Raw genomic sequence first — 12,149 nt, forward strand, 5'->3', positions numbered from 1 at the left:
CAGGGTATCGACCCGGGCCGCGGGCCCGGAGGTGGGCCTACGATGGCGGACATGACCGAGACCGCGCAGACCGCCGCCCGCCCGACCGCCGAGCAGCCGCACGACGAGAACCTGTGGCTGGAGGAGATCACGGGGGCCGCGCCCCTGGAGTGGGTCGCCGGGCAGAACGCCCGCGCCCTGGCGGCGCTCGAGAGCCCTCGGCTGCGCCGTCTCGAGGCCGACGTGCTCGCGGTCATGGACTCGACCGAGCGGATCCCCATGGTCTCCAAGCACGGGCCGCACTACTACAACTTCTGGCGCGACGCCGAGCACCCGCGCGGCGTCTTCCGCCGCACCACGTGGGAGTCCTGGCTCGGCGAGGACACCGAGTGGGAGGTCCTGCTCGACGTCGACGCGCTGGCGGCCGCGGAGGGCGTCGACTGGGTCTGGGGCGGGGCCCGGCTGCTGCGCCCGCAGTACACCGGCGGGCGGCACCGGCGGGCGCTGTTCAGCCTCTCCCCCGACGGCGGCGACGCGAAGCGGGTGCGCGAGTTCGACCTCGACGAACGCCGGTTCGTGCCCGGCGGCTTCGACGTCCCCACGGCCAAGTCCTCCGTGACCTGGGTGGACGCCGACACCCTGCACGTGGGCACCGACTTCGGCCCCGGCTCGATGACCACGTCCTCCTATCCCCGCACGGTCCGCGTGCTGCGCCGCGGCCAGGACCTCGCCGAGGCCCGGCAGGCGTTCGAGGTGGCCGAGGACCACGTCCAGGCGGTGCTCGTGCGCGACCACACCCCGGGCTTCGTCCGGGACGTGGCCGTGGACGTGGTCGACTTCTTCGCCTCCCGCACCCACCTGGTGCGGGAGGGAGAGCTCGTGCACGTCGAGGTCCCCGACTCGGTGACGGTGGACCTGCACCGGCAGTGGCTGCTGCTGCGCCCGCAGGAGGAGCTCGAGCTGGACGGGGCCGTGCACCCGGCCGGGTCCCTGCTGGTGGCCGAGCTCGAGGCGTTCCTGGCCGGGGACCGCTCCGTGACCGCCGTGTTCGTCCCGGACGCACGCACCTCGCTGCAGTCCTGGTCCTGGACGGCCGACCGGCTGCTCCTCAACCTGCTGCGGGACGTGTCCTCGGTGGTGCAGGTCGCCGAGCCGGGCCCGTGGACCACCGCGGAGCTGCCCGGGGCGCCGGCGCTGTCCAGCGTGGACGCCTACGCCGTCGACGACGAGGACCCGGAGGCGGGCAACGACTACTGGCTGGTGGCCACCGGCTTCCTCACCCCCACCACCGTGTCCCGCGGCACCCTCCCGGCCGGCGGCGCGACGGCGGCCCCGCCGCGCGTGGCGAGGACCGCACCGGCGTTCTTCGACACCGCCGGACTCTCGGTCGAGCAGCACTTCGCGGTCTCCGCGGACGGCACCCGGGTGCCGTACTTCCAGGTGGGGCCGGCCGAGCCGGTCCTCGACGGGGCGAACCCCACGCTGCTCTCCGGCTACGGGGGCTTCGAGGTCTCCCGGACCCCTGCCTACTCCGGGGCCCTCGGACGGTCCTGGCTGACCCGCACCGACGACGCCGGGCGGTCCGGGGTGTACGTCCTCGCCAACATCCGCGGCGGCGGGGAGTACGGTCCGGCGTGGCACCGGGCCGCGCTGCAGGGCAACCGGCACCGGGCGTACGAGGACTTCGCGGCCGTCGCCGCGGACCTGCAGGCCCGCGGGGTGTGCTCCCGGAGGACGCTCGCGTGCTCGGGCGGGTCCAACGGCGGGCTGCTCGTGGGCAACATGCTCACCGGCTACCCCGAGCTGTTCGGGGCGGTCTCCTGCGGGGTGCCCCTGCTGGACATGCGCCGCTACACGAAGCTGTCCGCGGGCTACTCCTGGATCGCCGAGTACGGCGACCCGGACGACCCCGAGCAGTGGGAGTCCGTGCGCACGTTCTCCCCGTACCACCTGCTGGAGGAGGGCCGGGACTACCCGGACGTCCTGTTCTGGACCGCCACCAGCGACGACCGGGTGGGTCCCGTCCAGGCGCGCAAGGCGGCCGCCCGGATGCTCGGCATGGGCTACGAGAACGTGTGGTTCTACGAGGCCACCGAGGGCGGGCACGCGGGCGCGGGCGACAACAAGCAGGCGGCCCGTCTGCACGCGCTCTCCCACGAGTTCCTCTGGACCGCGCTGCACCGGGGCTGAGCCCCGGCGCGGGTCAGCCCCGCCCGCGGTCGGGGACGATCCAGCCCATCACGAGGGAGACCGCACCGATGATCAGGGTGGCGAGCACTGCCGTCCAGAGGAAGGAGTCGATCTCGAGCCGCAGCGGCGTGAAGGAGCTCAGCCAGGACGTCAGCCACAGCATCGCCGCGTTGACCACGACGGCGAACAGCCCCAGCGTGAGGCAGGTGATCGGCAGGGACAGGATCGTCAGCACCGGGCGCACGACCGCGTTGACGACGCCGAAGAGGAGGCCGGTGAACAGGTAGGCCAGCACCGACGCCGCGGTCTCGCCGCCGACGGCCGAGACGACGGACGGGTCCGCCGCGATGCCCATCCCGGGCAGGATCCAGGCGGCCACCCAGATGGCGAGCGCGTTGACGAGGACACGGAGCAGGAACGACATGGTGCCATCCTGTCAGGCGCGGCGGGCGGGGTCGCTTCAGGCGCGGCGGGTGACGGCGGCCCAGCCCACGACCGTGGCCGCGCCGCACAGCGCCAGGCCCAGGGCGAGGGCGATCCGGCCCGCGTCCACGGCGGGCCGCCACGTGACGCAGTCCCCCCGGACCACGTAGGCCCCGGCCGGCTCGGCGTGCACGCCGTAGCCCACGCCCGATCCGCTGCCCGAGCTGTCCTTCTCCTCGCCGGAGCCCCCGCCGCCGCCGCCCCAGCCCCTGACGCGGGCGACCGGCACGACCGTGGTGCCGTTCACCTCGTACGCCTCGCCGAAGACCCGGCGCACCGTCACGGCGTCGACGGCCTGCTCGAGGACGGAGCGGTCCGTGAGCCCCGGACGCCAGGCGGGGGCGGAACGGGATGCGGCGGACGTGGCGGACGGGGTCCCCGGACGGTCCTGCTCCGGCATGGTGCCTCCCTGCTCCCGGGCGCCGGCGGCGCGCTGACCCTCAGTCTAGGAAGCGGACGGTCCACGGTCACGGGGGCGGCCGCAGATGACGGGCGGCGCGGGTCCTGGCAACGCGAAACACCCCCGGACCGGTGGGTCCGGGGGTGTTTCCGACGTCCTAAGACGTCGAGAGCGCGGAGACGGGGGGATTTGAACCCCCGGTCGGGTTTAACCCCGACCCTTCATTAGCAGTGAAGTCCATTCGGCCGCTCTGGCACGTCTCCCTCCGTGGCCCACCACGCGGGTGGACAACACGGGCCAGCTTAAGGGAGGACCGGGCGCCGGGTCAAAGCCGGCGGCGCCCGTGCCGCCCGGCGAGCACGGAGCGGTAGAGCCGGTCGAGGTCCGCGGCGATCCGCTCGGAGCCGTAGACGGAGCGGATCTCCTCCGCCATGGCCTCTGGGCCGAGCAGGCCGGGGTCGGCCACGACGTCGAGCACGGCGCGGCCGAAGGCCTCGGGGGTGCGCTCGGCCACGAGGCGCCCGTTGCCCGGGTGCACGAAGTCCCCCTGCCCGCCGAGGGCGCCCATGACCACCGGCCGGCCCGCGGCGAGGGCCTCGGCCGCCGCCACGCAGAACGTCTCGGAGCGGGTGGGCAGCAGGAACACGTCGGCGGCCGCCAGGCGCCGCTGCACCTCGTCGGCGCCGACGCCGCCCGGGAGCCGCACGCGCTCCCCGACCCCGAGCCGGTGCGCGCGGTCCCGGACGTCCTGCTCGAGGCCGCCGGAGCCGCACCAGGTGAGGCGGACGTCGTGACCGGCGTCGCGCAGCCACGCCACGGTGTCCACCGCCAGGAGGGGGTCCTTGATCTCCCGCAGGGCGCCGACCGCGACGAGCTCGAGGGTGCGCCCGCGCGGCGGGGCCGTGACGTGCTCGGCGTGGTCCACCACGTTGCCGATCCGCTCGACCCGCTCGGCCGGCGCGAAGCGGCGCAGCACGTCGCACATCATGGTGCTCACGCCGGTGACGCGGTCCGGGACGCGCAGGATCCGGCGGATCCCGGCGAGGCGCCGCCACACGGGACCGTTCTGCTCGGGGGTGAGCACCCCGTTCCAGTGCTCCGTGTGCACCCACGGGCGGCGGCCCGCGAAGGGCAGGCAGACGAGCGCCGCCGAGAAGGGCATGGTGTGCAGGACGTCGGCGCCGGCCAGGTGGCGGTGCAGCGCGGTGTAGGCCCGCAGCAGCGTGACCGGGTGCCGGGGGTGGAACGGGAGCCGGAGCACGGGCACCCCGTCCCGCTCCTCCTGGACGGCCGGCCCGGTGCGCAGCAGCCGCAGGTGCAGCACCCGGACGTCGTGGTGACGGGCGGCGGCGCGGACGTGCCGGGGGACGAACGGGGTCTCCCCGGGCCGCTCCGCGGACGGGTACCAGGTGCTGACGACGAGCACGCGCACGGCGCTCAGCCCCTGTCCGCGCGGCCGGGGGCGTCGCCGGGCGCGGTGCTGGACGGGGTGCGGGGAGCCGGGCTGGACGGGGTGGGGGCGGCGATCATGGTGCCACCCTATCGGCGGGTCACGGCCGAGGCGGTCCGGGGACGCCGCCGGGGCGCGAGTAGACTCGGGCGCGATGACCAGCCCAGCCCCCGGGTCGGCCGCGTGATGTCCCGGCTGCGCTCGATCCTCTTCCCCCCGCCCAACCACGCGAACACCGACAACCCCCTGGGGTCGGCGTTCGCGCTCACGGTGGTGGCCGTGTTCGTCCAGGGGCTGTCCCGCTTCGGCTACAGCGTCCTGGTGGGCAACCTGCTGGGACAGGAGGCGCTCGCCGAGGTCAACCTGACGATCTCGCTGGCCCTGTTCCTCGTCCTGCTGTGGCCCCAGGCCTCCGGCACGGGGGCCGCCAAGTTCATCGCGATGGCCCGGGGCCGCCAGGACCCGGAAGGGCAGGCGGCGACGGCCTCCTTCACCGCGACCAGCGCGTCCGCGGGCATGGCGCTCCTGTCCGTCTCGGCAGTGCTCTACGCCGCGTTCGCGCTCGAGCTCTCCTGGGGCTTCGCGGCCTCGGCGGGGCTGCTCGTGCTCTCCCTGTCGGCCTACAACTTCGTGCGCGGCGTCCGCACGGGCAACAACCAGTTCGTGACGACGACGGCGTGGGACACCATCAGCTCGTTCCTCACCCTCACCCTGCTGCTGCTGGTCCTGCTCGCCGGCTGGCACTGGGTCCTGCTGCTGCCCCTGATCCTCGGCTACTCGGTCTACGCGCTGCCCTCCTGGCCGCGCCGCACCGGGGCGCGCCTCGACCCGGCGGTGCGCCGGGAGATCCTCGTCTTCACCGCCTGGGGATCGGCCCACCTGCTGGCGGCGAGCGGACTGATGCAGCTGTCCCTGGTGATCGGCGACAGCTTCGCCACGAAGGCCGAGGTCGGCCTCTACGCCGCCGCGGTGTCCCTCGCGACCCCCGCCAGCATGCTGTCCGGGGCCATGCTCACCGCACTGTCCCCCAGCGTGGCCCGCATGTACGCCGCGGGGGACACCGCGGGCCTGACCCGCCAGGTGGACACGATCCTGCGCACGATGGTCACGGTGTTCCTGCCGGTCTTCGGCGTGGGGGCCCTGTGGGCGGAGCCCGTTCTCCGGCTGGTCTATTTCGCGGACCCCGAGTTCGTCGATGCCGAGCCGCTGCTGGTCGTGCTGTTCCTGGCGGTCTCGGCGACCAGCTTCAACGCCGCGAACGCCCGGCTCAACGGCACCGAGCCCTGGGGGGTCAAGGTGCTGGCCGCCGCCAACGGCCTCGGCCTGGTGGTGGGCGTGCTGACGATGCTGCTGCTGGGCCCCCAGCTGGGGATCATGGCCTCCGCGGTCGGCTACCTCGTGGGCTCGCTCCTGAGCGCGGTGCTGCCGCTGCTCGTGGTCTGGCGGCTCGACCGGATGCGGTGGGGCACGGTGCTGCTGCGGATCGTGGCCGGCTACGCGATGGTCCTGGGCGCTCTCCAGGTGCTGGGCCCCGACTTCAGGGTGCTGCCGGCGCTCGGGGTGACCGCCGTGTTCCTCGCGGTCTGGGCCGGGCTCAGCGCCCGGGACCTGCGGCCCGCGCTGCGGGCCGCGCGGACCCGGCTCCGGCGCTGAGCCGGCTGCCGCTCACCCGCCGGGCAGCGGCCGGGCCCGCTGCCCGAACTGCCGGTCGAACTGCTCGGCGAAGGCCGGGACCATCGTGACCACGTAGTCGCGGGGCATGTGGTTGTCGTCCATGTAGACCCAGCGGTTGCCGATCCGGGACGGGCACGTGCCGTCGGGGCAGATCCAGTCGCTCATGTCGACGCTGACGAAGTTCCTGTGCCGCCCCGTGAGCGCGTCGGCCGGGTTGCGCGGGGCGAGCTTCTGCGCCCGAGGCGGGTTGCAGCGCTCGGCGTCCGGGCCGTCCTGGTCGATGCAGGCGACCATGTTGAAGGAGAACCGCGGGTTGTCCCGGATCCCGACCACCGTGATGCCCCGCTCGCCGAGGTCGTCCAGGACCTGCGCGAAGCCCGGGGCGACCTGCTCGCCGGGCCCCTCGTCGGCGGTGACGGTGGACGTGGTGAGCACGACGTCGATCCCGTGGTCCTCGATGTACTGGTCGGTGAGCTCGATCAGCTCCTGGCACTCGGTGTTGTCGGTGGTCTCCACGGGCTGGAACCGGCAGGCACCCCGGATGACGGAGACCAGGTTCCAGCCGCGGTCCTCGGCGACGCGCTGGAACGCCGGCAGCCACTGCTCGGCGTGGGAGTTGCCGACCACCATGGCGTCGACCTCGGCGTCCGGGTCGACCGGCAGGGTCGAGCAGGCCACCTTGTAGCCGTCGAACCACTCCTCGGTCGCGGCGTCGCAGGGCTCCGGCAGCTCCGACCACTGCCCCTCGCGGACCAGCGGGTCGGGGATCGTGGGAACCTGCGGGTCCCGCTCCCAGGTCGGGTCCCCGGTCAGCACCGCGGCGCCCGGGTTCTCGAGCACGGCCCGCTCCGCGGCCTCCTGGGCGTGCCGGTCCAGGACCACCCGCGCCCCGGCGGCGGGGACCAGCACGAGGGCCACGCACAGCACCACGAGCCCGAGCTGGTGCAGGCTCGCGCGGGGCCCGGTGCGGGGCCGCAGGGGCCGTTCGACGAGCCGGTGCACCAGCACGCCCAGGACGATGCTCCCCAGGAGGATGAGCAGCCCGTGCAGCAGCGTGGCCTTGGCGCGGTCCGTGACCACCAGGTAGGTGACGAGCACGGGCCAGTGCACCAGGTAGACGGCGTAGGACGCCTCGCCCAGGACCAGCAGGGGCCGGCGGCTGAGCAGGGCGTCGGCCCCGCGGGGGTCGCCGGTGTGCCCGGCGAGGATCACCAGGGCCGCTCCGGTCAGCGGCCACAGGGCGGCCCAGCCCGGGAAGGAGCCCTGGACGTCGAGGACGAGCCCGCACACGGCGATGGCCACGAGCCCGGTCCAGCCCAGGAGGAGGCGCAGCGCGCCCGGCAGGGTGACGCCGCGCAGCACGGCCAGGGCGAGCAGCGACCCGAGGGCGAACTCCCACAGCCGGGCGCGGGTGTCGAAGTAGGCGAAGGCCTGCTCACTGCCCGTGGAAACCACCGAGAAGGCGAAGGAGGCCAGGAAGACGGTGCCGAACACGCCGGTGGCCGCCGTGGCCACGGACCACCGGGTGCGGCGGGCGATCAGCCCGCACAGGGCGAGCAGCAGGGGCCACAGCAGGAACACCTGTCCCTGCACGGACAGGGACCAGAAGTGCTGGAACGGGCTGGCCCGGGAGGTGTCCGCGGCGTAGTAGTCGACCGCGTTGAACGCCAGCACCCAGTTCTGGGAGTACAGCACCGTGGCCGCCGCCTCCTCGATCGCGGCGTACCACCGGTCGGACGGGAACAGCATCCGCACCAGGACGAGGGTGCCCAGGACCGTGACGACGACGGGGGGCAGCAGCCGCGAGAAGGTCCTGGTCCAGTAGCGGCCCAGCTGCGGCCCCTTCCCGGCTTCCAGCCTCCGGACGAAGGAGAGCGTCATGAGGAACGCCGAGATGAACAGGAAGACGTCCACTCCACCCGAGACCCCGCCGATCCACACGTGGTAGACGGCGACCAGGAGGACGGCCACGGTGCGCAGCCCTTGGACCTCCGGGCGGAAGCGGTGGGCGGGCTCGGCCGCGCCCGCCGGGGGCACGGTGCTGCTCGCGACCCGGGGGGAAGGGTCGGCGGGGAGGAGGCGGCTCATGGAGTTCTCTCGTCGGGCGGGGGGTCGGACGACTGGCTCGGCCCCCATTGTTCCACCGAAGGGCCGCGCCTTCCGGTCAGACCAGCAGGGACGCGGCCATGAACCGCAGCGGGGCCTCGCGGTGCAGGACCCTGCGCAGGTCCCGGGTGAGCAGCGTGGTGGGCCGGCCGAAGCGACGGCGAGCGTTGTCCACCCGGAGGATGGCCCCGGCCGTCGCCCCCGGCCGGACGGCGAGGTCCAGGACCTCGCCGTCCGCGCGGGAGAGCACGGTGAGCGCCTGCGGTGCGCGCGAGTCGACCAGCTCGAGCAGGCTGCGCACCCGGTGCGCGTCCTCCGGGGACCACCGTCCGGCCGCGGTCCGGCGGCGGACCGCGCCGAACACCTGGACCCGGAGGATCTTGGCGGCGATCGCCGTCCGCTGCTCCGGGGCCAGCCCGGCGTACCAGGGACCGGCGAGCAGCTCGGTCGCCGCGGCGAGGTCCTCCGTCAGGGGGCGGGGCTCCGCACTGATCCGGTCGGCCGCTCCCGCGCGCAGGAGGTAGCGGGCGCCGCGGGGCGCGAGGTCGATCCGCCCCTCCCCGAACCAGGCGCGGGCCACCAGCTCCTGGTCCTCCCCGGTGGCGTAGCGGCCGTTGAAGCGGACCCCGCGCTCCACCAGGAGCTCCCGGCGGAGCAGCCCGAAGACGTGGGTGCGGTAGGCGAGCCGGTCCTTGACCGGGTCGAGGTCCGCGCGGCGGAAGGGCCGCGGCACGGGGGTGCGCACCGGCCGACCGGAGTCCTTGACCAGGCGCGGGAGCACCGCCGCCGAGCCGTGGCGTTCGGCGGTCGCCGTCCAGGCCGCGAGAGCGCCCGGGGCGAGGGTGTCGTCGCTGTCCACGAAGGACACGTACCGGGCGCGGGAGCGCTCCAGGGCCAGGTTGCGGGGCCCTGCCGGGTTGCCGGTGCCGTCGGAGCACTCCACGAGCTCGACGAGCGGCCGGTGCTCGGCGGCGAGGCGGTCGCGGATCAGCGCGGCCCCGACGTTGTGGCACACCACCGTGATGTGCACCCCGCCGTGGTCGTCGACCGGGAGCCCGCCGGCCACCACGGAGCCCACGGCCCGGTCGACGGGCCGGGCGGTGGTGTGCACCGGGATGATGACGTCGACGAGCGGCGCGGGGGCAGGAGACACGCAGGCCAGCGTACAAGACCTCGCCGGGGCCCGCGCCCCGGCGCGGTCCGCGCCTCAGCCCTGGGAGGCCAGGACGAACGGCAGCACCGGCCCGGAGCCGGCCCGGCGCAGCGCGCGGGCGGCCACGGCGAGCGTCCAGCGGCTGTCCACGAGGTCGTCGACCAGCAGCACCGGGCGCCCGCCGAGACGGTCCAGCCCCTCGGCGAGCTCGGGGGGCACCCGGAACTTGTCCCACAGGGCCGCGAGCCGGTACGCGCTGTTGCCGCCGTGCCCGCCGGACGGGAAGCCCTCGGGAACGTCGAGCTCCCCGAGATAGGGCAGGTGCCCGACCCCGGCCATGCCCTCCGCCAGGGAGCGCACCAGCCGGGGACGCGAGCGGGACGGGACCGAGACGACGGCCGCGGGCCGGTCCGCCCAGCGCCACTCGGCGAGCACCTGGACGCACGCCCGGCCGAGGGCGGGGTCCACCGGTCCATCGACCGGCGCGCCCTCCTCGTCGGTGCGGAACACCTCGCGCAGCCGGTTGCCCCAGCCGAGGTCCGTGAGCCGGGCGAGCGCCCGGCCCTCGGCGCAGCGCTCCTCCTCCGGGATGCGGCCCTTGACCTCGACCCCGAGGCGGGGCATCCCGGTGGGCCACTGGGCGCGCGGCTCCACCACGACGCCCACCCGGGTCAGGGCGGCACCCGCGGAGTCGGTGGCGGCCTCGTCGACGTCCGTGGGGTACCAGGGGCCGGCGCAGCTGTCGCAGCGCCCGCAGGGCTCGGCCGTGGCGTCGTCGAGCTGCCGGGCGAGGAACTCCATGCGGCAGCCGGTGGTGCGCTCGTACTCGAGCATGGCGTCCTGCTCCGCCACCCGCGCCGCGGCGATCCGGCCGTAGCGCTCGGCGTCGTAGCGCCACGGCACGCCCGTGCTCCGCCAGCCGCCCTGCACGCGCTCCACGGCGCCCTCGACGGCGAGGACCTTCAGGAGCAGCTCGAGCGGGCTGCGCCGGACGTCCACACGGGACTCCAGCACGGCCACGGACAGGGCTCCGCCCGCGGTCTCCAGCTCGCCGAGCACGGCAGCGGCCTTCTGCTCGGTGGGCATCGACGAGGTGGCGAAGTACTCCCAGATCCGGCGGTCCTCGGTGCCCGGCAGCAGCAGGACGTCGGCGTTGTCCGTGGCGCGGCCCGCACGGCCCACCTGCTGGTAGTAGGCCACCGGTGAGGACGGCGCCCCCAGGTGGACCACGAAGCCGAGGTCCGGCTTGTCGAAGCCCATGCCCAGCGCGGAGGTGGCCACCAGGGCCTTGACCCGGTTCTCCTTGAGGGCGGCCTCGAGCTCCTCGCGCTCGCCCTGGTCCGTGCGCCCGGTGTAGGCGCGCACCGGGATCCCGGCGTCGGCGAGCGCCTGAGCGGTGTCCTCGGCGGCCCCCACGGTCAGCGCGTAGATGATCCCGCTGCCCGGGAGGGACTCGACGTGCTCGAGCAGCCAGGCCAGGCGCGCCGTGGCCGAGGGCAGGTTCAGCACGCCGAGGCGCAGGGACGCCCGGGAGAGCGGGCCGCGGAGGGTGAAGACCTCCCCCGTGCTGCTGCCGCCGGGCCGCACGCCCAGCTGCTCCTCGACGTCGGCGACCACGCGCTCGTTCGCGGTGGCGGTCGTGGCCAGGACGGGGACCTGCTCCGGGAGCCGTGCGATGAGGTCGCGGATGCGCCGGTAGTCGGGGCGGAAGTCGTGGCCCCAGTCGGAGATGCAGTGGGCCTCGTCCACGACGAGCAGCCCGAGCCGGGCCACCAGCTGCGGCAGCTGCTGCTCCCGGAACACCGGGTTGTTGAGCCGCTCGGGGGAGACGAGCAGGACGTCGAGCTCGTCGGCCTCGAGCTGCGCGGCGATCTGCCCCCACTCGGTGGCGTTGGCGGAGTTGATGGCCGCCGCCCGCACGCCCGCGCGGGCGGCGGCGGTGACCTGGTCCCGCATGAGGGCCAGCAGCGGCGAGACGATCAGGGTGGGTCCGCGCCCCCGGGCGCGCAGCAGCAGGGCGGAGAGGAAGTAGACGGCGGACTTGCCCCACCCGGTCCGCTGCACCACCAGGGCCCGCCGGCCGCGCCCCACGAGGGCCTCGACCGCCTCGAACTGCCCGGGGTGGAAGGCGGCGTCCGCCCGGCCGGTGAGCGCGCGCAGCAGGCGGAGCGCGTCCTCGTGCAGGGCCGGGTCCGGCGCGGTGTCGTGGGCGGCGATGTCGTGGGCCGGGGAGGTCGTCATGGCCCCAGTCTTCCAGGGCCCCCCGACGCCGCCCCACCGGAGGGCGGGACGTGCCGTGCCGGCAGGGCCCGGACAGAGCGATGCGCCCGCTGCCCATCCGTCGAACGGATGGCCCCCGCAGCGGGCGCATCGACCGGCCTGACGGCCGGTGGCGAGCAGAGACTCGCCTGGCGGGAGTACCGCCCCCCAGCGGTGCTCCCATTCGGTTCACCCCCCGATGAACCGGTCGCACCGGCACCCCCCGATGCCTGCGTGCACACGGCCCATCCCCCGATGAACCGCTGTTGACCCGCCCCCCGGCGGATCGGTTGGTTCTGCCCCATCGGGTGAACCAATTGCCACCATGGTGGCAGGGTTTCTGTGACCTGTCACGGGTGGCGAAGTCACATTCGACGTGGGGGACACGACGACAGATTCATTCGTTTGCACTGGTCAATGACGGGTTCGGCGACGACTTCACGCTCCCGGTCGGC

8 protein-coding genes and 1 tRNA gene are annotated in these 12,149 nt (G+C 74.6%); 2 read left to right on the forward strand and 7 right to left on the reverse strand.

Annotated features, from left to right (window positions below):
• Window positions 1-51 precede the first annotated feature (51 nt).
• Entirely contained in the window at window positions 52-2,169 is a 2,118-nt protein-coding gene (locus ABD220_RS10440) for a prolyl oligopeptidase family serine peptidase (RefSeq protein ID WP_344122425.1), read from the forward strand.
• A 13-nt stretch (window positions 2,170-2,182) separates the two neighbouring features.
• On the opposite strand, the gene ABD220_RS10445 is transcribed toward ABD220_RS10440, so the two are convergent.
• From ABD220_RS10445 to ABD220_RS10460, 4 genes are all read right to left on the reverse strand, one after another.
• Complete coding sequence (locus tag ABD220_RS10445) at window positions 2,183-2,593, reverse strand: phage holin family protein (RefSeq protein WP_344122303.1); 411 nt, start codon at window positions 2,591-2,593, stop codon at window positions 2,183-2,185.
• A gap of 36 nt (window positions 2,594-2,629) precedes the next feature.
• Entirely contained in the window at window positions 2,630-3,052 is a 423-nt protein-coding gene (locus tag ABD220_RS10450; protein WP_344122305.1) for a spore germination protein GerW family protein, read from the reverse strand.
• Window positions 3,053-3,226: 174 nt separating this feature from the next.
• A tRNA-Ser gene (locus tag ABD220_RS10455) sits at window positions 3,227-3,315 on the reverse strand.
• 62 nt (window positions 3,316-3,377) lie between these two features.
• Window positions 3,378-4,484: a glycosyltransferase gene (locus ABD220_RS10460; RefSeq protein WP_344122306.1), complete on the reverse strand. Its 1,107-nt coding sequence runs from the start codon at window positions 4,482-4,484 to the stop codon at window positions 3,378-3,380.
• Window positions 4,485-4,580: 96 nt separating this feature from the next.
• Here ABD220_RS10460 and ABD220_RS10465 point away from each other — a divergent pair, with 96 nt between their 5' ends.
• Window positions 4,581-6,155 (forward strand): lipopolysaccharide biosynthesis protein, encoded by a 1,575-nt coding sequence (locus ABD220_RS10465; RefSeq protein WP_344122308.1) that lies wholly within the window; start codon window positions 4,581-4,583, stop codon window positions 6,153-6,155.
• A 12-nt stretch (window positions 6,156-6,167) separates the two neighbouring features.
• Here the strand turns inward: ABD220_RS10465 and ABD220_RS10470 are convergent, their stop codons facing one another.
• The 3 genes from ABD220_RS10470 to ABD220_RS10480 all read right to left on the reverse strand — a co-directional run bounded on the left by ABD220_RS10470 (window position 6,168) and on the right by ABD220_RS10480 (window position 11,676).
• The gene (locus ABD220_RS10470; protein ID WP_344122309.1) at window positions 6,168-8,264 is read right to left on the reverse strand and encodes an acyltransferase family protein; all 2,097 of its coding nucleotides are present in this window, start codon (window positions 8,262-8,264) and stop codon (window positions 6,168-6,170) included.
• A 76-nt stretch (window positions 8,265-8,340) separates the two neighbouring features.
• Entirely contained in the window at window positions 8,341-9,435 is a 1,095-nt protein-coding gene (locus ABD220_RS10475) for a glycosyltransferase family 2 protein (protein WP_344122311.1), read from the reverse strand.
• A gap of 54 nt (window positions 9,436-9,489) precedes the next feature.
• Window positions 9,490-11,676: a RecQ family ATP-dependent DNA helicase gene (locus ABD220_RS10480; protein ID WP_344122313.1), complete on the reverse strand. Its 2,187-nt coding sequence runs from the start codon at window positions 11,674-11,676 to the stop codon at window positions 9,490-9,492.
• Window positions 11,677-12,149: the final 473 nt, after the last annotated feature.

Origin of the sequence: Kocuria aegyptia (genome assembly GCF_039530085.1) — a bacterium.
In the GTDB taxonomy this organism is placed as follows: domain Bacteria; phylum Actinomycetota; class Actinomycetes; order Actinomycetales; family Micrococcaceae; genus Kocuria; species Kocuria aegyptia.

Bases quoted from the DNA above. Each gene is read 5' to 3' on its own strand.
- ABD220_RS10440 (WP_344122425.1), top strand. From the start codon at position 52: ATGACCGAGACCGCGCAGACCGCCGCCCGCCCGACCGCCGAGCAGCCG.
- ABD220_RS10445 (WP_344122303.1), bottom strand. From the start codon at position 2,593: ATGTCGTTCCTGCTCCGTGTCCTCGTCAACGCGCTCGCCATCTGGGTG.
- ABD220_RS10450 (WP_344122305.1), bottom strand. From the start codon at position 3,052: ATGCCGGAGCAGGACCGTCCGGGGACCCCGTCCGCCACGTCCGCCGCA.
- ABD220_RS10465 (WP_344122308.1), top strand. From the start codon at position 4,581: ATGGTGCCACCCTATCGGCGGGTCACGGCCGAGGCGGTCCGGGGACGC.
- ABD220_RS10470 (WP_344122309.1), bottom strand. From the start codon at position 8,264: ATGAGCCGCCTCCTCCCCGCCGACCCTTCCCCCCGGGTCGCGAGCAGC.
- ABD220_RS10480 (WP_344122313.1), bottom strand. From the start codon at position 11,676: ATGACGACCTCCCCGGCCCACGACATCGCCGCCCACGACACCGCGCCG.